The organism is Hyphomicrobiales bacterium (assembly GCA_039973685.1).
Lineage (GTDB): Bacteria > Pseudomonadota > Alphaproteobacteria > Rhizobiales > JACESI01 > JACESI01.
Genome location: JBDWKL010000019.1, coordinates 69,068 through 93,675 on the forward strand (window position 1 = coordinate 69,068; position 24,608 = coordinate 93,675).

Consider the following 24,608-nt stretch of genomic DNA (forward strand, 5'->3'; position numbering starts at 1 on the left):
TCGTTTCCTAACTGCGCTTACCCCAAGGGCCGACACCTTCACCCAGACCGATGTCGACACCTTCGTTTGCGTCGTACATAGATGGTTCAGGACCAAACAGAGCTTCACGTGCACCTGCTTTGTCTACCATATATTCGTCTTCCAAAAACTTGGCGACATAGTCTTTCTTCCCATCACTCCACGTACGGTAAGCATCATAAAACGCATCCTTGTGACAGATGTAGAGCTGTCTGAAGTCTAACGGTGTTAATTGAGCCAATAGCATATTGATCAAATCCCGATCTTCATGTCGCTTAGCACGCATTACATAAAAATAGGCAGGGTCATGCGGTTTCAATCTGGGTGGGGTATTGCTTGATTCAAGTGCGCGGATTATCTCTTCAATCGTGTGGTATTCTGGCGGCATCTTGTCGTGAAATCTGCGCCGCAAAGCGCGTAGGTCACGACGAGAGGTGCGTGATAGATTCTCACCTTGATTGGCGGCAACATCAACCACGATGAAATCAAGTTTCTGTTTCAAAACCGATGGCGCGTGAACGCCGCGTCCATTGCCAATCGGCTCAACCAGATCATTGACGTCCAAGAAAGCGGCAATGTCATATCGGTCTTTAAGACTGCAAGGATATTCGACAGGCAATTCTGCTTTGTCCTCCTCGCTCATTTCGTTCACGGCAATACAGGCGGGGTCATCCATCCCTTTAAACACATACATCCCACCAAAATGAGAGGTGTAGAAATTGTCCTGCATGTAGCCTTGCGGTTCTAGCGTTAAAGGGTTTTTGATGATGTCGCCGGTGCGCTTTGAAAGTTCGATCATCTCAGCAATCAAAACATCATCCCACCACGCATCCTCTTCTTCCATGAAACGGAAAATACGTTCGGTCAGCTCCTCGCTGGCAGCAACATGGCTTTCAACTGTATCGGCTTCAACTTCGAGAGTACGAATGTTCAAAAGTGCGCGCGGTGTATCCAGTGAATAGACAGAATTTAAAAGTTCACCCACTACCGCATCACGGGCCGTAAGCGCGAAAAGTTGCTGTTCGTTTTGGTCGATATAACGCCGTAAAATGGATCGCGACATGGAAAAATGAGCGTTCAGCAAAGGCGCGCTTCGCTGCTCAATGGAAAGCAGAATGAACTGTCGGTTTAAGCCATCTGGATTGAGGTAATTGAGGTCGCCAAGTTCGTCGCCAACCTCTGGTGAGAAACCAGAAATATCAATGTGAAATTCTGTCAGTTCAGTGGTCTTGCCTGTCAGTTGTTCAAGCGCACGATTGTAACGCCCGACAAGCGCACGAGAAGAAACCTCATAAAGGTTTCCAAACATCAATCCACGTTTGACTAGTCGCATCATGAGCGGTCAAGCTCCACATAACGACGTTTGGCTTCTTCCATGCGCTGCATTTCTCGCACGGCATTTTCAATGGCCACTTCGTCTGATTTATCCGCGTAACGGAACTCACTATCAGCATAACGGTTGATCTCTTGGATCACCATGTCAACGGTGATTGGTTGAGCAAGTTCTGCAATCATCGACTTCTTAGTGTCATAGTCTTTGGTGAGGAAAATCTCGGTATCTTCCATCCATTCATCTGGCAGCTCAAAGTCCATTGCACGCACTTTAATCGCATCTGTAATGTTCTTAATCGCACGGCCCGTGAAGCGTTCGTCTGCTTCTTGAATGCCTTTAAGATAGCTGCCCAATTTCGCGATCGTATCAAGTTCGCCAATCTCGCTGTTCACGCGGTCAAAGACATTCAACAAACCTTCTTCATGTGGGCGGGCGTGGCTTTCGTAGGATGCCGCAACGGCTTTCTTAATTTGCTGCGCTTCAAACAAACCATGATCGCCCAATGGAATATCGTGGTTCTTGCCCATGAGTAGATGCAAAATGTCGATGTAATCATCGCGGGTTTGCGGGCCATCAACGAGGAAGCGAGCACCCGCACGTTGGCGAAGGGCGTCATCCACGTTTTCGGGGTAGTTGGAGAACATGCCAAACGTACAATTGCCACGCACAACAGTGTTGGCGCCTGCGAAGCTTTCCATCAACACGGCAGTGATTTCGAGCTGGCCGGCAGAAGATTGGCGGTCGCCACGTTTGCCTGCGAGCTGGTCAATATCATCAATCGTGCCAAAGCCAATAACATTCGGGTCGAGAACGTTTTTGATGAAGGCTTTGGCGTTTTGCGCGGACTTGCCTTGGTAGCTGTCGATGCTCTCAGTGGAGAGGTTTTGATAGCGAAAAGGGTAGCCTGCGTTTTGGCAATAGTCATGCACCATGCCCGCCATCATTTGAATAAGCGTGGTCTTGCCCGTGCCCGGTTTGCCGTCACCCATAAAGGTGAAGATGAAACCGCCAAGCTCGGCAAAGGGGTTGAGCTTGCGCTCAAAGTCATAGGCCATCAGCATTTTAGAAAGCTTCATCGCTTGGTATTTCGCGATGTGATTGCCCACCACTTCGTTCGGCTTTTTAAAGCTCATCGTAATGGAAGACGAGCGTCCGCGTGCTGTTGGCGTGAAGCCGTTGATCTCGAAATCGTCTTCTTCAACACGGTAACTTGCAGCGGTGAAACTTGCGACATGGGCATTGTTTTCTGCCCGCAGTGCAACCTTTTCCATCAGCTTTTCGCAGTGGGACGTAATTATTGAAATCAGATCGACATCGCTTTTAGCAAGGAGTGCGAGTGTCTGTTCAAGTTCCCATAAGGTGCCATGAAGGGCGATCTGTGGATTGTCTGTAACAATCTCCTCAACCTCATCACTTTGCGCGTCACTCTCGCCACTTTCAGCGCTTGCTGCTGTCAGCAGAAAATCTGTCATATTGGCAAAGACATGCAGGGAGATCAGTGCAGAGGCTGCAAGTAGGTCTTCAAATTCTGTCTTTTTGGCAGGGTTTAAAGTGCCAGCCAGATTGTCACGCATGAGTTTGCTAAGACCCGTCTGCTCAGCAAACTGGTCGCTGGTGACTTGCGCAACGCTGAGCGCACGGCGAAGGGCGCGCAAGGCGCTCGCTTGGATCGTCGACATCAGCGCGTCGCCGTCATCAGATGCTTCAATACGCGCACCAAGCTGCACCCCTTCAGGGCGCGCTGTTGATTTGGTGACTAACCCTGGCGTTGTTGAGCGGAAACGGCGGCGGGTGCCAATGCCCGGCGAGCGTTCAGCAGGCGCTTCCGTCGCGCGCGCTTTGGCAATGCGGGGTGTGTGATCAAAGCCTGCGAGCATCGCCTCTGAGAGCGCATATTTCTCGCGGATTTCTTCTTCTTTTAATTCCATCAAATCGGTAGATAAGCTCATTTTATAAGACTCACTTGTGACTTAAAATTCGGCCTCGGTTGCCAACGACGTATTTACGTACATTTGAAAACCCTGGTGGATTACGTTCTTCCAAAACTTGATAAGCGCGTTGTGGCAAAATGAGAGAGCGTTGTTGATGGGTTGCTCCTTCGTCTGCCTTGCCGACATTGGCGAGTGGATCAAGCTGATAAATTTGGCGCTCTGCGGATGAAAAGAAGCCAGTTGATTTCGTTTCTGTCCGTTCAGACAACAGCGTTTCAACCGTCCATGCTAAAGACCAATCAAACCCTTCTTGCCCACTTGCATCTGCAAGCACATCACGCAGCGGTCCTGATTGTTCAGTGAACGCGTGGCTATACATTGGACCCACAAAGAAACGGCGTAGGCGCTTTGGATGCAGATCATCAAAATCTTCGTCAAAGCCGCGTGCAATTGTGACGAGCTTTAAGGAAGCAGATGATTGCGCCATAAGCTGCGCTTGAACGCGTGGCCATCTGCGCTCGTCTTTTACAATCGCGCTGGAACCACTGTCTTCTAGGTCCATCAGATAGATCACCGGAATATTGAGCTGGCTGTCATATTGCGCCCAATGCACCAGATATTTGCGGCGACTTGGACCTAGGTTGCCCTGCCATGCGGCTTGAGGATCGTTTTGCGCCCAAAACAGGTTTTTCTCGGCCAATTTTCCGTAATAAAGACGCTGCGAAGCGGCAAATTGAAATTCATTTGGCGTTGAATGTTCATTCAGAATATGGCGCACCATGTCCTGTTTGAGTTTTTGCAAACTTGGCAGGCTCTTCAAGTGTTTTTCCATCTGCATGGCATCACTCGCCATTTGCAGAAGTTCTTGATAGATCGGAAAACCGCTCTCTTGGCGGTCAATATCCAAAAGTTCTGGCAGCAACGAAGATACGCGCCCTGCAAAAAGATATTTGTAGGAGAGCGCGGTGAACGTATTGGCCAACGCATCCAGATAATCTTGTATGATCGGAATTTCTTTTTCGAGCACCTCTTTATCATCGGTGGTCATGGCGGCCACTTCACTTAAGTGGCCGATGATTTTCTCGAACTTATTAAAATACCTTCTGGTCGCGTGAGCGTCTTCAATCGCTCCGTGATCCAGTGTGTAATCCACTGCCATAATTAATAAGCCTAAGCGCCGTAGGCGTTCTTGTCATGCTTCTCGATGATTTTCTCAAAGCGGCGGGCAAAACGCTCGTCTGATTTGGCTTTTTCTTCCAAAACTTTGCGGGCGAAAACCATGTGGTCTTCGTGGCTTTCCATCATCTCAGCCATGCGCGTGTTGGTTGCTGAACCAATTGCTGCCATAGCTGTTTGCGCTTCTTGGTCTGTTGCAACACCAATCTCGTTGATTTTATGGGCAACATCTTGTTGCTGCGCCGTCTTCAAAGATTTGGTGAGCGCATCATATAAAACCACACGTTGCTTGGTGTCTGTTTGTAGTTTGTTGATCAGTACCATCTGGGTCGCTGCTTGGTTTTGCAAGCTGTCTACCCATGTTTTGCCCTTCTCGATATAACGTTCGAGGGTTTGGCTTTCAGCAACTTTCACTTGCTCTTCTTGGGCAAGTTCATTGTAGTTTTTGTTGAGTTCAGCAAGCTCACTTTCAAGCTTCGTGCGGGTTGCCGCATCCGTCTCAACTGAAATTTTGTTTTCAAGCTGAATGATCTTAGGATCCATCGCCAATAGTTTGGTTTTGATACCTTCTAAAGCACCAACCGCTTCTTCGCGCCCTGCGAGTGTCTCGGTCAAATTACTTTCGACGCGGGTGCGGTGCTCATTCAGTGTGTTGAGCTGAGTTTGCAAAAGATTTGTAATGACATCAGATTTCGTGATCAGGTCTTGCAACTTGTCATCAATGCTTGCCGTGCGCATGCGTTCTTGGCGCAGGCTCTCAGAGCGATCTTTGGAGAAGAAACCAACGAAGCTCTCCCATCCAGTTTTGCTGCGCATTGAATCGAAATCTTTAGAGAAACCAGCCGTTACATCATCAAGACCTAAAATAAGGTCCGCGATGTTTGCGTCCATTGCCTGTGTATGGGCATGAACATCATCTAAAGAGGCGTTTTCGATGTCTATTGAAATATCTTGTCCTGCATCAAGTTTAGACTTAGCAACGTCTATTTTTGCGGTCAGCTCATTCATTTTTACTTGAGCGTTGGCGTACTCTTGTTGTGCATTTGCGATCTGAGTTTCAAATTTCGACATCTATTCCCCTCTTAAAACAACGACTTGTATGTACTACATATGGGTTGTTTTTTCTAAATTACAACTAAATGTGACTGCATTTGATGTTAAATCATCTGCGATGTGAAGATGTTATTATCAGTAAAAAGTTCTATATTAGTTACTTTAACACAGTCTTTTCAAAGTACTAGCGCAGCATGCGACTGATTAATTGCGCTGTAAAATCAACTGTCGGAATAATACGTGCATAGTTAAGACGTGTTGGTCCGATAATACCAAGTGCACCCACCACGCGATTGTCTTGATCTTTGTAAGGTGAGATCACCAATGATGAGCCGGAAAGCGAGAACAGGGAGTTTTCGGAGCCAATGAAAATGCGAACGCCGTCTCCTTCTTCAGCCAATTGCAAAAGCTGCATGACATCTTTTTTCGCTTCCAAATCATCGAACAGTCGGCGGATGCGTTCTAGATCATTTTGTGCGCTCATATCATCCAGCAAATTGGATTGACCGCGCACGATCATCGTTGGCGGAACGTTGTCGCCAGTGTCCACCCAAGAGGCGATGCCTGCTTCGACGACGCGTTGTGTCAAATCATCCAATTCTTCTTTGGCGGATGTATAGAGTTTTTCGATGTTCAGCCTTGCTTGGTCAAGCGTGTTACCTCGAATGCGGGCGTTGAGATAATTTGTGGCTTCACTTAATGCGGATGCTGTTGTGCCGGCCGGCAGGGGCAAGACGCGATTTTCGACCTGACCATCTTCATTGACCAAAACCACCAATGCTTGCGTCTCATCAAGTCGGACAAATTCAACATGCTTGAGGGGAGAGTTTTGTTTCTTTGCCAAAACTAAACCAGCACTGCCGGTAAGGCCTGATAAGATCGAACCAGTTTTAGCGAGCACATCATCTAAAGACTGAGAATCGGCTTGGCTTGGTAATTGTTGCTCAATCTGGTTGCGTTCTTCGATGTTGAGTGGGCCGACTTCCATTAAGGAATCGATGAAGAACCGTAAACCCGTCTCGGTCGGCATGCGTCCAGCACTTGTATGTGGGGAATAGATGAGGCCAAGGCCTTCCAAGTCCGCCATGACATTGCGCACGGACGCGGCTGATAGGCCTGAGGGCAGAGCCTTTGATATATTGCGCGATCCAACCGGCTCGCCAGAAGCAAGATAGGTATCAACGATGTGACGGAAAATCTCGCGTGAGCGTTCGTCTACATCTTGCAAACTTGGGGTGTTATTGGTCGCCAAAAATTAGTCCTAATGGGATTCTTATTAGAACCCGATTATTCAATGACTAAGCATTAAGCTCAAGCGATAATTTATGAAAGAACCCCTCCCACAATATTTTGCGGGAAGGGTTTGATTTTGTAAGCGATTGATTAAGCGGAGACTGGCTTGAAAACGTAGCCGTTGCCGTCTTTTTCAATTTTACCGCTATTTGGGAAACCAAAGTGGTGTCCTGCAATTGGCAGGTTGTCAGCCACTGCTCGAGCAACAACGCTCTTACGTGTAGCCGTTGCGATATCTTTGTCAGAATCGAACGCAAGCTGCCAATCAAGATTCTCAAGGAACAACGCAGGCACGATGATCAAGTCACCAAGTAGGAGCAATTGTTCGCTGCCTGAACTGAGGTGGAAGCCAATGTGGCCTGGTGTGTGACCTGGTGTGTCAACGCTGCGAATACCAGGGGCAACCTCTTGGTCTGATTTGACTTGAGAGACATTGTCCCATTTAGCCAAAGTTGCTTGGATACGTCCAGCAAGACCTTTGCGGCGCTCAGGCAATTTTGCGATGACGGCAGGGTCTGTCCAGAATTTAAATTCAGTCTCACCAATAATGATCTCTGCATTTTTGTAGATCAGCTCATTCGTGCCTGTTTTATAAAGGCCGAAGATATGGTCTGGGTGCATGTGGGTAACGATAATTTTCGTTACATCTTCTGGTTTAATGCCTGCAGCTGCAAGACCATCAGCACCAGCACCAGCAGTTGGGATCGCACCTTTGCCAATGCCAGCATCGACCATGATAACTTCATTGCCAGTTTTCAAAACGGTATAAGCAAATTCGATTGGAATATGCTCGCCAGATTGGCCATTGCTTTGAAGCGTCTTTGTTACTTCTTCAATGGAGCTGCCGATGACGAAGCCTTCTGCATGGGCTTTGTTCCAAAAGCCATCGTAAATTGAAATCACTTCAATATCGCCGACCTTATATGAGTAAAAGCCTTTTTTGCGAACATCCGCAGCATGTGCGGCAGGAAGGAATGCGAGGTTTCCGGTTAGTCCAAGGGATGCAACGCCAGCGGCAGATGCCAGCATGGTGCGTCGTGAGAAATCAGTCATAAGAATGCTCCTGTAAGAGGATGAAAGAACGAATGACCTAATACGCCACCGTGCTGGAAGGTTAGCAAAATTATGAAGAGATCCACGTCAAACTTGCTCACGCCAAAACACGGCTTTGTGAGGTGGGCTGTTGAACCTTTATGTTTTCTTATATCGTCTTGCTTCGTAAATGACGCTGCCACTTTGAAAGCCCTTGAAAAGGGTTGTCCCTTCTGTGGCTGCAAACTCAGACATGAACCGCCTGAAAAAGGGTGTCTTTTTTATCTGTTCTTGCTTTTTATCAGACATTGAGCGCAAAGCACGAATGACGCCGGGGGTCAGGTCTTTCTTGTGAACTAGTGATAGGCCATCGTGTTTGATATCGGCTTCGAGTTTGTCCGTCATAGTACGGCCTCTCAAATCGGCCCAGCTGAATATTCCCTCAGGTTTTAAGACGCGCGCGACTTCATCGATGAAGCTTGGCACATCGGAATAGCAATGGGACGATTCAATATTGACCACCACATCAAAAGAATTATCGGTAAAGGGCAGATTTTCAGCGTCTGCCGTTTCGAAAGAAAGGGTGGTAATGCCTTTGTTCAGTTTCTTTGCGACTGAAACAGTGGACGATGAAAAATCGCCACCAACGACCTGCGTGCAATCATAATAACGCGCGATATAAGACGAACCCCCACCACGACCGCAGCCAACTTCTAAAACAGATTTTCCAGAAAGGTCTAATCCTTCGACGGCTTGATAATAAAGCCCGATAAAGGCGCGATCGGCTTCGTCGCGTTCATCTAAGGGGAAGGGCTTTTCTTCATCAGGGACATAACCATAATTCATAAACCGCCAATTTGGATCACGCCAAAACCACGCCATGAGCGTATAGATAAATTTCCATATACGCTTGCGCGTTTTGGGAAATGCCCCTTGGCTGGCGGCTTTTAGAATGCTGGAAAATAGACGATTGGCCATTAGCTTTTCAAATTAGGATACGGGGTTGTTTAGCAAAGTGAGATTACGTGCTGTGTGGCACGGAATCGTGTGCAAGTTCAGGAATTTCACGCCCAATCCATTCGCGGCCCTTTTGCAGTTCTTTTTTATAGTGGTTGGGGTTGGGACGATAGAACGGGAGGTAATAACGAGCAATGGTGTGAAGCGCTTTACGGATAAAGCCTGGTTTTCCATACATCGTCCATAGTATTTTGAATTTGAAGAAAAAACCCGTTTTCTGGCCATCGTGCTTGGCATAGATTGCCATGTTTTTGAAGATGATTTGTGTGATGTGATAGATGATTACATTGAGCGCGCCCACCCGAAGGAAATACCGTTTCCATGCGGGCCATTTGGAGGTTACCTCATGATAAACATTAAGGGACACGGCGCTGTGCTCAAGCTCTTCAACTGAATGCCAAACCCACAGGCGGCGATAGGGCGCGGCGGCGTTTTCAAACATGTCCATATTTCTTAGAACTGCGATGGAATAGCTCATCGTCAAATGTTCGATGGCGCAGGTCGCAGCCAAATTGATCGCAGCTGGTTGGTCTTTGTTCAAAAACCGCTTAACGGGCGCTTCCATCTCATCAACGTCATAGCCCATGTCGGCCATAGCTTTATTGTAGTCGAGATGTTCGCGCGTGTGAAAAGCTTCTTGAACGGAATATCCCTTAATTTCTTGGCGCAGTTCTTCATCCTTAATGAGCGGCAAATAATGCTTTAAAGAGCGGATGAAAAAGCGCTCGCCTTCAGGCAGCAGAATGGACATGCAATCAATCAACGCAGTCGCCATCATATCCCCACCCAACCAATGTCGCGTTGGGTTTTTTGATATCCCAAAGGTAATGTTGCGCGGGATAATGTGTTTGTCAGTCATTTCCATAAATGAACCTTAGCGAAAGACTATGCAGTAACCTGATTATAAAGGGTTTCTAACGCATTTTTGTGGCAAGGCCAATGAGCAAACTCGTCAATACCCCCTCGACAGCCCAACAGGACGCCGTTAAGTAGATCGTAACGTAGAAAAGGAACTCACAATGCGACCATCCAACCGAGCGCTTGATGAAATGCGCGCTGTTACCATTGAACGTAATTATTCAAAACATGCTGAAGGCTCTTGCTTGATTAAGTTTGGCGATACGCATGTGCTTTGTACGGCCAGTTTAGAAGAACGTGTGCCACCTTGGTTGCGTGGTGGTGGTAAAGGCTGGGTGACAGCTGAATATGGCATGTTGCCGCGTTCAACATCTGACCGCATGCGCCGCGAAGTAACGGCTGGCAAAGCATCTGGTCGCACGCAAGAAATTCAACGCCTCATCGGTCGCTCGCTTCGTGCGGTGGTTGATATGAAAGCTCTTGGCGAGAAACAAATCTCACTTGATTGCGATGTTATTCAAGCAGACGGCGGCACACGCACAGCTTCTATTACAGGCGCATGGGTAGCGCTTCATGATTGTATTGAATGGATGCGCGATCGTTCGCTCTTGCAAGGCACCGTGTTGAAAGACCACGTGGCAGCTATTTCATGCGGTATCTATCAAGGTGAGCCTGTGCTCGATCTTGATTACCCAGAAGATAGCGAAGCAGATACAGACGCAAACTTTGTCTTGAGTGGCAAAGGCGGCATTATCGAAATTCAGGGCACGGCTGAAAAAGACCCGTTTTCTGAAGATGAATTTGCAGCAATGATGACGCTTGCCAAAAAAGGCGTTGCGGAATTGACTGCATTGCAAAAAGCAGCGATTGGCTAAACCCATGGCACGCAAACTCAGCGGCGACACGCTTGTCGTCGCCAGTCACAATGCAGGCAAAGTGCGCGAGATCAACGAGTTGATCGCGCCCTTTGGTCTTGTGGCAAAATCAGCTTCTGACCTCAATCTACCCGAGCCAGAAGAAACCGGCACAACGTTTGAGGCCAATGCGCTTTTGAAGGCGGAGGCTGCAGCGACTGCTACAGGCTTGCCAGCGTTGGCTGATGATTCTGGGTTTTGCGTGGCAGCACTCAACGATGATCCAGGCATTTATTCAGCGCGTTGGGCAGGCGAGGACAAAGATTTTGGCCGCGCCATGCGCAATGTGCAGGAAAAGCTGGAAACATCTGGTAGCGAAGACAAGGCGAGCTATTTTGTGGCTTGCCTCTGTCTCGCATGGCCTGATGGTCACTATGAGATGTTTCGCGGTGAAGTGCACGGAAAAGTCGTCTGGCCACCGCGCGGCGAACATGGTTTTGGCTATGACCCAATGTTTCAACCCGATGATCGCGCGCGCACTTTTGGTGAAATGACAGCCGACGAAAAACACGGCTGGACACCTGCAGATCTCGGCGGCGACAAAGCCCCTTTGTCGCACCGCGCACGGGCGTTTAAAATGTTTGCAGAAAGCTGTTTGTTGGACAAGGCATGATCAACACAGACCCCGGCTTCGGCATTTATATCCATTGGCCGTTTTGTGAAGCGAAATGTCCTTATTGCGATTTCAATTCTCACGTGCGCCATGGCGGGGTGACGCAGGCTGATTATGTTGAGGCCTATAAGCGTGAGATTGCTTATTTTGCCTCGCTCACTAAAGACAAACTTGTCACCAGCGTTTTCTTCGGGGGCGGTACGCCGTCGCTGATGAACCCCGATACGTTAGACGCGATCCTCACGGAAGTGCGCAACACTTGGCCGATGACGAATGACGCTGAAATTTCGATGGAGGCGAACCCCTCCTCAGTGGAGGCCGAACGCTTTGAAGCCTATCGAGCCTCTGGCGTGAACCGTCTTTCGATTGGCGTACAAAGCCTAAAGGATGCCGATCTTAAATTCTTAGGTCGTATCCATAATGTGGATGAAGCCATTCAAGCGGTTGAAATTGCCCGCGCCACATTCCCGCGCATCTCATTTGATTTGATCTATGCCCGCCCCAACCAGACGCTAGAAGACTGGGAGGATGAACTTAATCTTGCGATTGATTATGCTGCCGATCACCTCTCGCTTTATCAGCTAACCATCGAACCAGACACCCCGTTTCAAAAGCTGTTTGATGCAGGAAAACTAACCCCGCCAGACCATGATCATGCCCGTGCTCTTTATGACGTGACACAGGACATTTGCACCGCCCGTGGTTTGCCTGCTTATGAAATTTCAAACCATGCCAAAGACGGTTATCAAAGCCGGCACAATCTCACCTATTGGCGTTATGGCGATTACGCGGGCATTGGACCGGGCGCACATTCGCGGCTTTTCATTGATGGCGAGCGGACAGGCATGGCGACGGAAGCCTATCCAGAAACATGGATGGCGAATGTGGGTGAGAAGGGCAACGGCATTTGGAATGTTGAAGTCTTAAGCGAAGAAGCATCCGGTGATGAAATGTTGCTCATGGGGCTTCGCCTTAAAGAAGGCATCAGCTTGTCGCGGTTTGAAAGTTATGCCGGACGTCATATTGATGAAAAGCAGATCGCCTCACTTATCGGTGACGGCATGTTAGAGCGCCTAAGCGATGACATCGTGCGCGTAAGCCGCGAGGGTTGGTTTGTGCTTGATGCAGTGGTTGCAGACTTGGCGATGTGATTTCAATTTTGCCATTTCCTGTTCATACCTTAAACAATAGTTAACCCTGCCATTTAAAAAATTTTACTAATTTAATTTAGATAACGTTATCTTTGTTTGCTTCCGCTTTAATACCCGTAAAGGTAGAAAGTGGACACCAAGATGCAACTCAAAAAGAAAAGATCATGCGCTTCAGCTGCACTTGCCACATTGCTCGTGGTTCCCAATTCCCAAATGGCATCTGCCAAAGATAGCCTTTTTGGGGCGTATGTTGAATTATTCGCCGGTTTAAGCACGCCACGTAACAATGACATTAGCCTGCAATCTGATGTTGCAAGCGTCATCGGTCCGTCAGTCTTAAGCGTGTCGCAGAATACAGGTTTCTTGGGTGGTGTGGCGCTTGGATTTGAAATCTTTGACAATGTACGCACTGAGGTGGAGTTGTCATATCAGCGCAATGGCTTCAGTGATTTTACTGCAAGTGGCGCTTTGGCTGGGCAACCGTTTGATGAAGACGCTACTTTTCAAACAACAACAGTTTTCGGCAATGTCTGGTTTGACCTTGATTTTCTAGGGTCTGGTAAAATTTCACCTTACTTTGGCGGCGGTGTTGGTCTTGGGGTGATTGATGCTGACCTCTTTGATAATATCGGGTCATTCCAAGATATTGATGTTGATGGTGCCGTGTTTGCCTATCAGCTTGGAGCGGGTGTAAACTTCGATATTTCATCACGAGTTAATCTAGGTGTTGGCTATCGCTTTCGCGGTTTTGCCAGCACGGGAACGGGGCTTTTCTCGCCACCGTTTGGCACATCACTTGATGGGGTCAGTCCATCATCTCACAACTTTATTGGTAGTGTGCGCTACAAGTTTTAGCGCACTCTAACAGCCCGCTAAAATCAGATTTTATATTTCTTAGCTGAGGCGTTGAGGGATGAAGAGACTTCGGCCAGAGATTGAGCGTTTTCATTCATGCTCTTTGCGCGCTCACGGGTTAATTCAACCACTTGAGAAAGTGAACTTGCGTGTGTCCCCGTAAGGGTTGCGCTGTCGGAGATTGAAGAAATTTCCTTACTCACATCACCAACTTTGTTGGTCACGGTATTGATCCTTTCAGAGATCATATCGACATTGTGTGCAGCTGTTTGTGAGTTGTTGGAAATGCCTTCAGCAATGGTGGTTTGTTGTTGGGTCGCGGCATGAATATTATTCATAGCAGTACCCATTTTAGTCGCGACGTCATGCAATTCACCCATGATGCCGGTTGCATTGGCACTGTCTGTTTGGATTTGTTTTACACGCGCGCGGATTTCTTCGGTTGCTTTGGTCGTTTGCTCAGAAAGCGTCTTCACTTCGCTCGCGACGACTGCAAAACCACGCCCTGCATCACCAGCCCTAGATGCTTCAATCGTTGCATTGAGAGCCAATAAGTTTGTTTGAGCGGCGACGTCGGAAATCATGTCAACAATTGTTGAAATATCCTTGGAAGCCCCAGCCAATTCGTTCACAGCCTCATGGGCGGTGCTTGCTGCAGCTGCGGTTTTGGTCGCAAAATCGTTGGCGACCGTGGCGTCATTCCCAACGGAAGCAACAGATTGCGCCAATTCTGATATGGCGTCGGAAACCACGTGGATTTCTTGCGCCATAATCTCTGTGGCGTCCATTGCTTCCAAGGTTTCTGATGAAATTTCACGGGCGACGCCATCAAGGTGCTGTGTGTTATTGGATAAATCGCTCGCAGATTGCGACATTGCAGCAGAGCCAGCAGAGGCTTCATTCGCGCCATCAACCGATGTCTTTGATAAATCTGTCAATGTAGACGCCGAATTTGCCACCTGAACCGATTGCGCTTTGAGTTGGCGCATCAAATCGTGAACGTCATCGAGAAACGGATTGACGATGGCAGCAATTTCAGCGGTTTCATCGCCTGAAGTATCATCAAGACGAATGGTCAAATCACGTTCAATAGTTGTGATGCGCTGGAGACGCTCTTGTAACTCGCCTGTGCCAAGTGTTGCACCATGTTCCGCAATATTAAGGCCTTTGCGTTCGTCTTCTTCGCTGACGCGCAGACCAAAGAACATATCGACGATTTTGAAGGTTATGAGGGAGAGTGGGAAGGCCCAAGCAAATGCCGCGCCTACACCTAAAGCCTGAACTTGGAATTGAGCAAACACAGATCCCGCGGCGAGGTGTTCTGGCAAGGCAAAGAAGGCAACCAGCAAAGTACCTACCGCACCACATACACCATGGACTGCAACCGCACCCACAACATCATCCAACTTACATTTGTGTAGAATGAATTCTTCAGCGTAATAAATGATGACGCCACAAATTGAACCAATAGCAATCGCGCCATAAGGATCAACGGCTGCACAGCCCGCCGTAATGCCAACAAGCCCTGCCAACATGCCGTTGACCGAACGGTTAGGGGCATAAAGACCATCGTGGAACCGCCCAATCATCATTGCAATGATGCCAGCAAAGGCTGCGGCTAGGATGGTGTTTGCGATAATTTTGGCAAAATCTGAATTGCCTGTGGTTGTTGAGCCGCCGTTGAAACCCATCCAACCAATTAGCAAAATAACAGCACCTGCCGTGGTCAATACGGCGGAGTGGCCTTGAATTGTTTTAGCTTTGCCATCTTCTCCAAAGCGGCCAATGCGTGGCCCGAGAATAATGATACCAGCAAGAGCTACCCATGCACCAACTGAGTGCACAACGGTGGACCCTGCAAAGTCGATGAACCCTTTATCTGCAAGCCAAGCTGCATTGTCGCCATCAAGAAGGTTGCCCCATGCCCAGTGGCCGAAGACTGGATAGATGAGAGCGGCTATTACCGCTGACATCACCATATATCCAACTAAATTCATGCGTTCGGCAATAGCGCCAGACATCAAGGTCGCTGCTGTGCCAACAAAAACGGCTTGGAAAACAAAGAAGGTGAAAGACCAGTCGTCAATCACATTGAAAGCGCTGAGCGTTGAGGGGCTGCCGACCCAACCTAGAATACTTGGGCCAAACATGACGGCGAAGCCGATTAAATAAAACACAGAGACTGAAATGAAGAAGTCCGCGATATTTTTCTGCGCAACATTGATCGAGTTCTTTGAACGAACGGCACCAGCTTCAAGAAACAAAAAACCGACCTGCATGAAGAGAACAAGAGCTGCACAAACCATTGTCCAAATGTGATTGGAGTTGGTTTGTTGCGCTTCAATGTTGCTATGCAGCGTTGAAATTTGTGCTTTGAGACTCTCAATCTCTGGCAGCAGCGCACTTGCCTCAGTGGCATGGCTTGGAGCAACAATTAACGTTGAGAAAGTAAGGAGTAAGGAAAGTCCGCGCACGATCGACCTCTTAGTATTTCATGTTAGTATTTTAGTAATTTGAGTTAGTACTGCAGATTAGTATTGTAGGGTATTTGGCGGTTTGTACTATAAACATGGTTAATGGGTTGTTACTTGGAGTTGATAGTGTTTCAACTAATTGCTCAAAGTTAAGGGCGCTACCATGATGATGCTAAAGGAAAAATTCCTATGTTGGTGCGCTATGAAAAGATCTCGCATGGGTGACTTGGCAGGCTGAATGCGATAAGAAATAAATTATGGAACATAGACAGTATTCTGATGCGTATATTCGCGAAATTCTCACCGGTGTGAAAACCATTGCGGTGGTTGGCGCCAGTCCAAAAACCATTCGTCCTTCTTATTTTCTAGTGAAGTACCTTTTGTCCAAAGGGTATGATGTGGTTCCGGTTAACCCGGGTCATGCTGGCAAAGAAATTTGCGGCGCGATGACTTATGCCTCGCTTGCTGACATCGATCGGCCTATTGATATGGTTGATGTCTTTCGAAGCTCAGCTGCTGTGCCGGGTGTCGTTGAAGAATGCTTGAAGCTTGATCCCTTGCCAAAAGTCATTTGGACGCAACTTACAGTCTATAATGAAGAAGCGGCCAAGCTTGCAGAAAGCCACGGCATAAAGGTTGTGATGGACCGCTGTCCCAAAATTGAATACGGGCGGTTATGCGGTGAAATTGGTTGGGTGGGTGTTGCTTCAAACGTCATCACCTCCAAGAAGCCAAAGCTGCAAGATGGCTATCAACGTTTTGGGCTTAATTCGCGGTAACGACCCTTCCAAATCAATGTACATATTTAAAATGGCTGAAAGATAATGTCTCAAAAGAAACCAGGGTTTTCGACAAAAGCGATCCACGCAGGAACCGCGCCAGATGCAGCGACAGGCGCACGGGCGATGCCGATTTATCAAACGACCAGTTTTGTTTTCGATGATGTGGATCAAGCAGCCTCGCTTTTTGGCTTGCAAGCATTCGGCAATATCTACACCCGCATTACCAACCCAACCACAGCTGCTTTAGAAGAACGCATTGCGACCCTTGAAGGCGGCACTGCGGGCTTGGCTGTCGCCTCTGGTCATGCCGCGCAATTGGGCGTGTTCCACACACTTATGGAATCAGGCGATGAATTTATCGCTGCTAATAAACTTTACGGTGGGTCGATCAACCAATTCAACCATGCATTTAAGAGCTTTGGTTGGAATGTGGTGTGGGCTGACGCTGAAAATCCAGCAAGCTTTGAAGCCGCAATCACGGATAAAACCAAAGCAATCTTTATTGAGAGTTTGGCCAACCCTGGCGGCATTGTCATGGATATTGAGGCGATTGCGACTATTGCGCAAAAGGCGGGCATCCCGTTGATTGTTGATAACACAATGGCTTCGCCCTATCTCTGTCGCCCGATTGAACACGGTGCAAATATCGTTGTTCATTCACTGACAAAGTTCATCGGTGGTCATGGTAATTCCATGGGTGGGATGATTGTTGATGGTGGTAATTTTGATTGGATCGGGTCTGGCAAATACCCAATGCTGAGCGAACCGCGCCCAGAATATGACGGCCTTGTTATTCACGAGACCTTTGGCAATTTTGGTTTTGCTATTGCGTGTCGTGTGTTGGGGCTGCGTGACCTTGGTGCTGCAATTTCCCCGTTTAACGCGTTTCAAATTTTAACAGGGTGCGAAACCTTGCCTCTTCGTATGCAGCGCCATTGCGAAAATGCTTTGCAAGTAGCCGCTTACTTGGAAGGTCACGATAAGGTTGCATGGGTGCGTTATGCGGGCCTTGAAAGTAGCGACAACCATGAACTGGCCGCTCGCTATCTGCCGAAAGGGGCGGGTGCTGTCTTCACCTTTGGTCTTAAAGATGGCTATGATGCAGGCGTTAGCCTCGTTTCCAACGTGGATTTGTTCTCGCATTTAGCCAATATTGGTGACACGAAAAGCTTGATCATCCACCCAGCCTCCACAACCCATAAACAATTGACGGAAGAACAACGAGTAACGGCTGGTGCGGGTAGTGACGTTATTCGTTTGTCTATCGGCATTGAGGATGTTGAGGACATCATCGCGGATCTAGAACAAGCGCTCACTCACTCGTGAGCCAAGTTTAAGAAACGTTTGCTGCATGTTGATGTGCAATGTGGGAGGCTTACTTCAAATTCCCTTCCTTCAGGAGTGCTTCATGCGCAATAAGAATTTCGTCGCCGGTTTGTCTGCCTTGGTTTTATCTTTCTCACTGGTAGGCGCCAGCCATGCACAAAGTGCCTTGGAGCGCTTTGCTGTGCCAAAGGCAAAGTTGATTAGTGGGCCTTGGAAAAAGAACAGCGCAGGTTCCACAGTTAAAGTCGATCACAGTGCTTGGGATGGCTTTTTGAAGAAATACATCAAGACTGATGGCAACGGTGTGAACCGCGTTGCTTATGGTCGTGTTAGTGGTGGCGATAAAGCAGCCCTTGGTAATTATCTAAAATCTCTACAATCAACAGATGTAACAGGGCTAAATCGCAATGAGCAATTTGCCTTTTGGGTGAACCTTTATAACGCCAGTACGGTGTCAGTCGCGTTGCGCAATTATCCGATTAAATCCATTCGCGATGTGAAGAAGGGTGTTCTTGATTTCCTCGGCCCCTTCAATGACAAAGTTGCAACCGTCAACGGTAAAACGCTGACATTAAATGATATTGAAAGCGGTATTGTGCGTCCGCTTTGGAAAGACCCTCGACTACATTACGCCTTTAATTGTGCCGCAATTAGCTGTCCAAACCTTGGCAAAACAGCCTTTAAAGGTGATGTTTTGGACAAGCAGCTCAACACGGCTGCATCGCGTTTCGTCAACAATGCGCGGGGCATTCGTTTTTCTGGTGGGAAGGCGACAGCGTCAAAAATCTATTTTTGGTATGAGGGTGATTTTGGTGGAAGCCATAAGGCGATCATCAATCATATGAAGCGTTATGCCGCGGGTGATTTGAAGACGAAACTCGCATCCATATCTAAGATTGATAAGTTTGAGTATGATTGGACGCTCAACGATGCAAAGTAGGGGCGTCTGAGTGGGGGTATTGAGATGACAATATCGAACACCTCAAATAGCGCTTCTTTCTTATCGGTAGACGAGATTAAAGACTGGGACGTTGCAAAGCGCCCCAGCACCGGTGATGATTTGCGCGCGCCCTTGCGTGAGGCGGTCAATAAACATCAACTCGATAATCCGTTTCAGGTGGCGGGAAATCATTTTGCCATTGGTTGTGTGGCGTTGGAAATTACTCAACGTTGCAACCTTGATTGCACAGCCTGTTATCTTTCTGATTATTCCGAAGCCGTTCATGACCTGCCGTTGGATGAAGTGTTCAGGCGGATTGATTTGATCGCAGAGCATTACGGGCCGAACACAAATGTTCAAGTAACAGGCGGTGATCCGACATTGCGCAAGCGCGATGAATTGGTTGCAATTATCCGTCACCTTGCAGACAAAAAACTAAGGCCCGCGCTTTTTACCAATGGAATAAAAGCAACGCGTGATCTGCTCAGTGAGCTAAAGGATGCGGGTCTTAAAGATGTCGCGTTTCATGTGGATTTGACACAGGAGCGCAAAGGCTTTGATAGCGAGATGGCGCTTAATGAAATTCGTGATGAATACATCGAGCGCGCCCGTGGCCTTGGGCTACAGATCATTTTCAATACGACCCTATATCAAGGCAATTTGGCAGAAGTTCCAGCACTGGTCGATTACTTCTGTGAGCACGCAGATGACATTCATCTATCCTCATTTCAAATGATTGCAGATACAGGGCGTGGGATTGAGCGAGAACGGGGTGGTGCGATCACACAGGAAGTTGTGATGGACGCCATTCGCCAAGGCACGGGCGTTGAAATGACTTTTGACTTTCCGCAAATCGGTCACCTTGAATGCAATCGCTATAGCAAAGTTCTTGTGGCAGGCGCTCAACGCGCTTCCGCTTTCACAAAGGGCGATCGTGCTTTTTACGCAAAGCTGATGCCTTTTGCTGCCAAGTTGTTTTTAGATCGTCATCAACCTATTCGTTCGCTTCTCAGTTTTGCCAAACATATGGTGATGGGTAATCTCTCATTGCTTGGGTCCATGGTGGCTTATGGCGCGAAGAAAGCTTGGGTGCTGCGGCGCGGGCTAAAGCAAGTGGGCGGTAAACCCCACATGATTACGTTTTATATTCATAACTTCATGCACGCTGAGCAGCTTTCCAAAGAACGATGTGATGCCTGTGTCTTCATGACAATGACCCGCGATGGTCCTGTTTCCATGTGCGTTCACAATGCCAAGCGCGATAGCTACATTTTACAAGATGTGACCACCAAAGGTGATAAGCAATGGAACCCGCTTGGTAAGGATGTGTTGCCGCTAGATCAATTGCCAACCAAGCGCCTTAAAGGGCGTGAACGGGCAACGCGTGATAGCGTTCGCGTGAAAGGTCGTATTGGTGAGATCGCTTCAAATCGCGAGAAACGTCAATCAGAGGCAACCGTTTAGCTTTTCACGCCTTGCCAAATCAGCCTAAGCGGGCCACAACGTGTGATCGGTGATAAAGGTGGGCGACGCTCTTGAGTGCTAAGCAATCGGTTGTTGACGGCAATAAACCCCTCGGCATTTTTTCTGCATTTTGTGTTTTGATTATTTGGAGCTCGTGGCTGGTGATCAGTCGGGCAGGGGCTTTGACCGCGCTTACCGCTTTTGATTTGGCCGCTATAAGATATGGCGTTTCAGGGCTTGTTGCTCTGCCTGTTGTTTTATATTTCAAACCATGGCGCAATATGACATTGGGGCGGATTGCAACTGTCGCATTCCTGCTTGGACCAATCTACGTGTTCTTTATATTTCAGGGCTTTGAATATGCGCCAGCCTCCCACGGCGGCATTTTCATGAATGGGCTTTTACCCATTTTTACCTTCATAATTGCGTGGATTTGGTTGTCGGAGCAACCGACGGCCCGCCAAATGATTGCTTCGCTCGTTATCTTGGCTGGCGTTGCTTTGACTGTTGGTGATGAGAACTTCGATTTTCGCGAGACATGGCCTGGTGATGTAATGTTTATCGCTGCCGCTCTTATGTTTTGTCTTTATTTGCGGGTGAGCAGAACGTGGTCGATTAAGCCGCTAGAGGTGGTGTTTTGCGCGTCTGTGATCAATGCGGTTTTCTATGTGCCGATTTGGTATTTCTTTTTGCCAAGCGGAATAAGTGAGACGGAAAGCGGTGCATTTTGGCTCCAGTTTCTTTTCCAAGGTTTCGTGCCAAACTTCATTGGTCTGATCATGATTGCTTTGGCAGCGCGTCACATCGGACCTGTTGCAACATCAACTGCAATGTCGATCGTGCCTGCAACCGGCGCGATGTTTGGTTTGGCGTTTTTGGGTGAAGAAATTGGGGTGATCAGCTGGGTCGGTATTGCCATTTTGACACTTGGCATATTGCTGATGTCCGTTAGAAGGCGGGCAGCTTAAACCTTGGCGTCGGGTGCTGCTGTATTATCGTCACCCTCAATCATATAGAGATTTGAAAAGGTGGAAGCTTCGCGACGGTGCTGGCTTAGTTCTTGATAAAGTGGATCAGCGCACCATGCCCGTGCGGTTTCCATATCTGGAAACTCCAAAATCACCAGACGGCCTTCATAAGGCTCGCCTTCAAGGGTTTCGACAGGCTTACCACGCGCCAAAAACTTGCCGCCATATTTGGCGACAGTTGGTGGGGTGTGATCGGTATATTTTCTGAATGTTGCCGGATCATGAATTGACATCATTGACAGAACATAAGCCGGCATTTGGGTCAGCCTCTAATTAAACGCTGTTTGCGAGAAAGTACGAGGGGCAGGGCTTACAACGCGAGGGCCGCTAGGGGTCACTTCATACACGGCAAGTGAGCGCTGTACACGTCCGTTTGTTGATAACCTGAAGGTTCCGTCCACGACGCCATTGAAGCCGTTTGGATCCGTTAGTCGCGTTGTAGCAAAACGATCTTGTGGGAAGCGTTTGGTAAGAACAACCATCAAGCTTGCTAGGTCATAGCCAAGACTTGCAAGCCGGATTGGTGGTTTGCCAAATGCGCCATTGTAGCGTTGAGCAAATTTGTTGAAACCGTCGCGGTCAGGGGCAGGGTAAGCAGCGCCTGATAAAGCAGAGTTTCGGAAAATACGCGGATCATCCCATTGTCCAGAACCAATGAATTTTATGTTTTGGGCCGTAGGGGCAGCCTGTTTAACGGAGGCAATCAATTGCGGTACAACATCGCCAGCGTCGGGAATGAAGATTGTGTCGACCTGACCGCTTTGAGCCAAAGCACCAACTTCTTGCGCTTTGATATTAGGTTCGTTGTTGCCGTAATTATAACGCGTGATGCTAGCGATCCGTCCGCCAGCACTTGCAACAGCTTGTCTAAAGGCGCCTTCAGAGAGATTACCTAAAGCGTTGTTTGGCAAAAGGGCGGCATAACTGCGCGAGCCAGTGCTACCTGAATGGCGGACAGCTCGAATAATACCTGGTTCTGGTGCGAAGCCGAAGACATAAACACCATTGCTTGCAACCGAAGTGGAGCTAGAAAATGTAATGACCGGAACGCCAGCAGGACGTGCGACACTTGCGACGGCTGGAACTGCTTTTGAGAACATTGGCCCCAAGATTACTTCAGCGCCTTCTCTAATTGCTTCGCGGGCTGCATTTGCAGCACCAGTGGCTGTGCCTGAGGTATTTTTAACAACAATTTGTACTGCCGTTGAATCAAATTCACGTAGCGCGAGATCAGCGGCATTGACGAAATTCTCAGCAGCCAAAGCGCCAAACCCTGAGGCTGTAATCGGCACGAGCATCGCGACTCTAATTGGACCAGTACCAAGGGTACGTCCATTGGCAGCAGGCAAAGACGCCGTCACTGGCAACGTTGGTTGTGGGGTGGTGTCGGGTAGAGCGGGTTGAAGGGCGCCAAGGCCACCGCCGTTTTGCGGGCCTGTTGCAATACAGCCACTTAAAACAGCAGCGAAAGCAAGCATAAATAATGGCAGACAGTAACGGGCCACAAATGTGCGTAGCTTATATGTCATGCGATTTCCTTCTCTTAAACGTTCTTCTGCACCTTAAAGGGGCGAACCTATACCCAGAATGAACAGTGTCGGCCGCATTTCTTGAGTGACTTTGTCAATCAGGATGAATGTTTAGCAATAATTAACCATGGACAACAGACTTTTGCATCATTCACGTCTAAATTGCATTAGTTATGGTTAACAGCTTTTCAAAGTTTGCAGTGCAGCCCAACAGGGCATACACCTGCTAAATATGCTTGAAACTTGTCAGGTATAATAAGGCAAGAAAAAGACGTTGAGCCAAAAGGCGTCGCTTTGTAGGTGGAAATGGTCATGGCAAATGATGGAAGTCAAGAAGCAGCAAGTGGTAACATCTTGATACATGGGCACCTAACAGACAAAGCGATTGAATCAGCTCTTTACATCGTTGCAACGCCGATTGGGAATCTAGGGGATATAACCCTACGTGCCCTCAATGTTTTGCAAAATGCTGATGCGATTGCTTGCGAAGATACGCGGGTGACAGGAAAGCTGTTGAAGCATTTTGGTATCAAAACCAAGATGATCGCTTACCATGAGCACAATGCTGAAAAACAATCTCCCCATATAATGTCGATGCTGGGGGAGGGAAAAAGCGTCGCTTTGGTGAGCGACGCTGGCACACCGCTTGTCTCTGATCCCGGCTATCGGTTGATCAAAGATGCAATCGCCGACGAATACAAAGTTGTGCCTCTGCCCGGTGCATCAGCCCCTATCACAGCCTTGAGTGCAGCAGGCCTTCCCAATGATGCATTTTTATTTGCGGGCTTCTTGCCGCCGAAACAAGCAGCTCGCCGCACTCGGCTAGAAGCATGGGCCGAAACGCCAGCAACCTTGATTTTCTTTGAATCGCCCCGCCGTATCGCTGCAACCTTGCAAGATGCAGCCCACGTTTTAGGTGGCGAAAGGCAAGCTGTGGTTGCTCGCGAACTGACCAAGCTGTTTGAAACCTTCCGCCGCGCATCGCTTGAAGAATTAGCCGCATTATATGGCGAAGAGCCAACACCCAAAGGCGAGATCGTACTGCTGATTGAACCAGTAAAGCAGCGCGGCGTTGATATTGAGAGCGTTGATGAAGAATTGCTAGAGCTACTTAAAACGTTGCGCGTTAAAGACGCTTCAGAACAATTAAGCCGAGAAACTGGATTGCCCAAGCGCGATCTCTATCAACGGGCCTTGGTGCTTAAAGAGCAGTTGAAAGATGGTTGATAAAGACCCTAAACGGATCAAAGCCTATGAAGCGGGATTGGCCGCAGAAGCCTTGGTGCGCGATCACCTTATAGAACATGGTTTTGAGGTTTTAGCAGAGCGTTATAAAACCAAAAGCGGTGAGCTTGATCTCATCGCATCGCGCGGTGATCTTATATGCTTCGTCGAAGTGAAGGCGCGGTCCTCTGTTGAAGAGGGGTTGCATAGCATCACGCAAAAAGCACAGCGCCGTCTGGCTGCTGCTGCCACACAATGGATGGCTGACGCGCATGAGATTGCCGAAAAAGCGACCGAGTTTCGTTTCGATGTCGCCGTGGTAACCCCTGATCATCAAATTTCCTTGTTAGAAAACGCCTTCATGACAGAGGGTTGATTGCAACTCTTTGCTTGAAACAACTTCGCCACCACCCCATAAACACATGACTGTATTAAACGCCGAGGCAAGACCCATGAAAATAGCTGTTCAAATGGACCACATTTCCACTCTTCACATTGAAGGGGACACAACTTTTGCCTTGATGCTTGAAGCACAAGCGCGTGGACATGAGCTGTTTCATTACACAACCGACCGCTTAGGCATGCGCGATGGCAAAG

The 24,608-nt window shown here is 48.3% G+C and carries 23 protein-coding genes; 12 read left to right on the plus strand and 11 right to left on the minus strand.

From position 1 onward, the window contains the following. Positions 1–7: 7 nt before the first annotated feature. The 8 genes from ABJO30_05855 to ABJO30_05890 form a co-directional block, all read right to left on the minus strand. Positions 8–1,354, minus strand: a complete 1,347-nt coding sequence (locus ABJO30_05855) for a DUF6638 family protein (GenBank protein ID MEP3232332.1) — start codon at positions 1,352–1,354, stop codon at positions 8–10. Further along, complete coding sequence (locus ABJO30_05860) at positions 1,351–3,300, minus strand: ATP-binding protein (protein MEP3232333.1); 1,950 nt, start codon at positions 3,298–3,300, stop codon at positions 1,351–1,353. Before ABJO30_05860 ends, ABJO30_05855 begins: the two co-directional genes overlap by 4 nt. 10 nt (positions 3,301–3,310) lie before the next feature. Continuing rightward, the gene (locus ABJO30_05865; GenBank protein MEP3232334.1) at positions 3,311–4,441 is read right to left on the minus strand and encodes a hypothetical protein; all 1,131 of its coding nucleotides are present in this window, start codon (positions 4,439–4,441) and stop codon (positions 3,311–3,313) included. Positions 4,442–4,452: 11 nt separating this feature from the next. After that, entirely contained in the window at positions 4,453–5,529 is a 1,077-nt protein-coding gene (locus ABJO30_05870) for a hypothetical protein (protein ID MEP3232335.1), read from the minus strand. A gap of 166 nt (positions 5,530–5,695) precedes the next feature. Beyond that, entirely contained in the window at positions 5,696–6,763 is a 1,068-nt protein-coding gene (gene hrcA / locus ABJO30_05875; protein MEP3232336.1) for a heat-inducible transcriptional repressor HrcA, read from the minus strand. 131 nt (positions 6,764–6,894) lie between these two features. Continuing rightward, positions 6,895–7,857, minus strand: coding sequence for an MBL fold metallo-hydrolase (locus ABJO30_05880; GenBank protein ID MEP3232337.1), 963 nt, complete (start codon positions 7,855–7,857; stop codon positions 6,895–6,897). Between the two features lie 138 nt (positions 7,858–7,995). Further along, positions 7,996–8,814, minus strand: coding sequence for a methyltransferase domain-containing protein (locus ABJO30_05885; protein ID MEP3232338.1), 819 nt, complete (start codon positions 8,812–8,814; stop codon positions 7,996–7,998). Positions 8,815–8,857: 43 nt separating this feature from the next. After that, complete coding sequence (locus ABJO30_05890) at positions 8,858–9,712, minus strand: metal-dependent hydrolase (GenBank protein ID MEP3232339.1); 855 nt, start codon at positions 9,710–9,712, stop codon at positions 8,858–8,860. Positions 9,713–9,872: 160 nt separating this feature from the next. Here ABJO30_05890 and rph point away from each other — a divergent pair, with 160 nt between their 5' ends. The 4 genes from rph to ABJO30_05910 all read left to right on the plus strand — a co-directional run bounded on the left by rph (position 9,873) and on the right by ABJO30_05910 (position 13,244). Beyond that, complete coding sequence (rph, locus tag ABJO30_05895) at positions 9,873–10,586, plus strand: ribonuclease PH (protein ID MEP3232340.1); 714 nt, start codon at positions 9,873–9,875, stop codon at positions 10,584–10,586. A gap of 4 nt (positions 10,587–10,590) precedes the next feature. Beyond that, positions 10,591–11,238, plus strand: a complete 648-nt coding sequence (gene rdgB / locus ABJO30_05900) for an RdgB/HAM1 family non-canonical purine NTP pyrophosphatase (GenBank protein MEP3232341.1) — start codon at positions 10,591–10,593, stop codon at positions 11,236–11,238. Further along, positions 11,235–12,389 carry a radical SAM family heme chaperone HemW gene (gene hemW, locus ABJO30_05905; protein ID MEP3232342.1) on the plus strand — a complete coding sequence of 385 codons (1,155 nt, stop codon included), beginning with the start codon at positions 11,235–11,237 and terminating at the stop codon, positions 12,387–12,389. Before rdgB ends, hemW begins: the two co-directional genes overlap by 4 nt. Before the next feature lie 141 nt (positions 12,390–12,530). Continuing rightward, positions 12,531–13,244 (plus strand): acyloxyacyl hydrolase, encoded by a 714-nt coding sequence (locus tag ABJO30_05910; GenBank protein MEP3232343.1) that lies wholly within the window; start codon positions 12,531–12,533, stop codon positions 13,242–13,244. A 23-nt stretch (positions 13,245–13,267) separates the two neighbouring features. Here the strand turns inward: ABJO30_05910 and amt are convergent, their stop codons facing one another. After that, positions 13,268–15,718 carry an ammonium transporter gene (gene amt, locus ABJO30_05915; GenBank protein ID MEP3232344.1) on the minus strand — a complete coding sequence of 817 codons (2,451 nt, stop codon included), beginning with the start codon at positions 15,716–15,718 and terminating at the stop codon, positions 13,268–13,270. A 257-nt stretch (positions 15,719–15,975) separates the two neighbouring features. Here amt and ABJO30_05920 point away from each other — a divergent pair, with 257 nt between their 5' ends. The 5 genes from ABJO30_05920 to ABJO30_05940 all read left to right on the plus strand — a co-directional run bounded on the left by ABJO30_05920 (position 15,976) and on the right by ABJO30_05940 (position 21,198). Further along, positions 15,976–16,497 carry a CoA-binding protein gene (locus ABJO30_05920; protein MEP3232345.1) on the plus strand — a complete coding sequence of 174 codons (522 nt, stop codon included), beginning with the start codon at positions 15,976–15,978 and terminating at the stop codon, positions 16,495–16,497. A 45-nt stretch (positions 16,498–16,542) separates the two neighbouring features. After that, positions 16,543–17,826, plus strand: a complete 1,284-nt coding sequence (locus ABJO30_05925; GenBank protein ID MEP3232346.1) for an O-acetylhomoserine aminocarboxypropyltransferase — start codon at positions 16,543–16,545, stop codon at positions 17,824–17,826. A gap of 82 nt (positions 17,827–17,908) precedes the next feature. Further along, on the plus strand, positions 17,909–18,766 hold the full coding sequence (locus ABJO30_05930; protein MEP3232347.1) for a DUF547 domain-containing protein: 858 nt from the start codon (positions 17,909–17,911) through the stop codon (positions 18,764–18,766). Positions 18,767–18,790: 24 nt separating this feature from the next. Continuing rightward, positions 18,791–20,230, plus strand: coding sequence for a radical SAM protein (locus ABJO30_05935; GenBank protein ID MEP3232348.1), 1,440 nt, complete (start codon positions 18,791–18,793; stop codon positions 20,228–20,230). A 71-nt stretch (positions 20,231–20,301) separates the two neighbouring features. Beyond that, positions 20,302–21,198, plus strand: coding sequence for a DMT family transporter (locus tag ABJO30_05940; GenBank protein ID MEP3232349.1), 897 nt, complete (start codon positions 20,302–20,304; stop codon positions 21,196–21,198). On the opposite strand, the gene ABJO30_05945 is transcribed toward ABJO30_05940, so the two are convergent. Together ABJO30_05945 and ABJO30_05950 are read right to left on the minus strand one after the other, a co-directional pair. Then, the gene (locus ABJO30_05945; GenBank protein MEP3232350.1) at positions 21,195–21,515 is read right to left on the minus strand and encodes a DUF1330 domain-containing protein; all 321 of its coding nucleotides are present in this window, start codon (positions 21,513–21,515) and stop codon (positions 21,195–21,197) included. The genes ABJO30_05940 and ABJO30_05945 overlap by 4 nt on opposite strands. Positions 21,516–21,527: 12 nt before the next feature. Then, the gene (locus tag ABJO30_05950) at positions 21,528–22,787 is read right to left on the minus strand and encodes a penicillin-binding protein activator (protein ID MEP3232351.1); all 1,260 of its coding nucleotides are present in this window, start codon (positions 22,785–22,787) and stop codon (positions 21,528–21,530) included. 312 nt (positions 22,788–23,099) lie between these two features. Here ABJO30_05950 and rsmI point away from each other — a divergent pair, with 312 nt between their 5' ends. From rsmI to ABJO30_05965, 3 genes are all read left to right on the plus strand, one after another. Then, the gene (rsmI, locus tag ABJO30_05955; GenBank protein MEP3232352.1) at positions 23,100–24,014 is read left to right on the plus strand and encodes a 16S rRNA (cytidine(1402)-2'-O)-methyltransferase; all 915 of its coding nucleotides are present in this window, start codon (positions 23,100–23,102) and stop codon (positions 24,012–24,014) included. After that, positions 24,007–24,387 carry a YraN family protein gene (locus ABJO30_05960; GenBank protein ID MEP3232353.1) on the plus strand — a complete coding sequence of 127 codons (381 nt, stop codon included), beginning with the start codon at positions 24,007–24,009 and terminating at the stop codon, positions 24,385–24,387. Before rsmI ends, ABJO30_05960 begins: the two co-directional genes overlap by 8 nt. A gap of 76 nt (positions 24,388–24,463) precedes the next feature. After that, positions 24,464–24,608: glutathione synthase (locus ABJO30_05965; protein ID MEP3232354.1), on the plus strand; the 145-nt coding region annotated here is incomplete at its 3' end.

Coding starts and splice junctions, on each gene's coding strand:
- ABJO30_05960 (MEP3232353.1), top strand. CDS start 24,007: ATGGTTGATAAAGACCCTAAACGGATCAAAGCCTATGAAGCGGGATTG.
- rdgB (MEP3232341.1), top strand. CDS start 10,591: ATGGCACGCAAACTCAGCGGCGACACGCTTGTCGTCGCCAGTCACAAT.
- ABJO30_05945 (MEP3232350.1), bottom strand. CDS start 21,515: ATGCCGGCTTATGTTCTGTCAATGATGTCAATTCATGATCCGGCAACA.
- ABJO30_05865 (MEP3232334.1), bottom strand. CDS start 4,441: ATGGCAGTGGATTACACACTGGATCACGGAGCGATTGAAGACGCTCAC.
- ABJO30_05950 (MEP3232351.1), bottom strand. CDS start 22,787: ATGACATATAAGCTACGCACATTTGTGGCCCGTTACTGTCTGCCATTA.
- ABJO30_05890 (MEP3232339.1), bottom strand. CDS start 9,712: ATGACTGACAAACACATTATCCCGCGCAACATTACCTTTGGGATATCA.
- ABJO30_05855 (MEP3232332.1), bottom strand. CDS start 1,354: ATGATGCGACTAGTCAAACGTGGATTGATGTTTGGAAACCTTTATGAG.
- ABJO30_05925 (MEP3232346.1), top strand. CDS start 16,543: ATGTCTCAAAAGAAACCAGGGTTTTCGACAAAAGCGATCCACGCAGGA.
- ABJO30_05880 (MEP3232337.1), bottom strand. CDS start 7,857: ATGACTGATTTCTCACGACGCACCATGCTGGCATCTGCCGCTGGCGTT.
- rsmI (MEP3232352.1), top strand. CDS start 23,100: ATGGCAAATGATGGAAGTCAAGAAGCAGCAAGTGGTAACATCTTGATA.
- ABJO30_05930 (MEP3232347.1), top strand. CDS start 17,909: ATGCGCAATAAGAATTTCGTCGCCGGTTTGTCTGCCTTGGTTTTATCT.
- ABJO30_05920 (MEP3232345.1), top strand. CDS start 15,976: ATGGAACATAGACAGTATTCTGATGCGTATATTCGCGAAATTCTCACC.
- ABJO30_05870 (MEP3232335.1), bottom strand. CDS start 5,529: ATGTCGAAATTTGAAACTCAGATCGCAAATGCACAACAAGAGTACGCC.
- ABJO30_05910 (MEP3232343.1), top strand. CDS start 12,531: ATGCAACTCAAAAAGAAAAGATCATGCGCTTCAGCTGCACTTGCCACA.
- ABJO30_05935 (MEP3232348.1), top strand. CDS start 18,791: ATGACAATATCGAACACCTCAAATAGCGCTTCTTTCTTATCGGTAGAC.
- ABJO30_05860 (MEP3232333.1), bottom strand. CDS start 3,300: ATGAGCTTATCTACCGATTTGATGGAATTAAAAGAAGAAGAAATCCGC.
- hemW (MEP3232342.1), top strand. CDS start 11,235: ATGATCAACACAGACCCCGGCTTCGGCATTTATATCCATTGGCCGTTT.
- rph (MEP3232340.1), top strand. CDS start 9,873: ATGCGACCATCCAACCGAGCGCTTGATGAAATGCGCGCTGTTACCATT.
- ABJO30_05885 (MEP3232338.1), bottom strand. CDS start 8,814: ATGGCCAATCGTCTATTTTCCAGCATTCTAAAAGCCGCCAGCCAAGGG.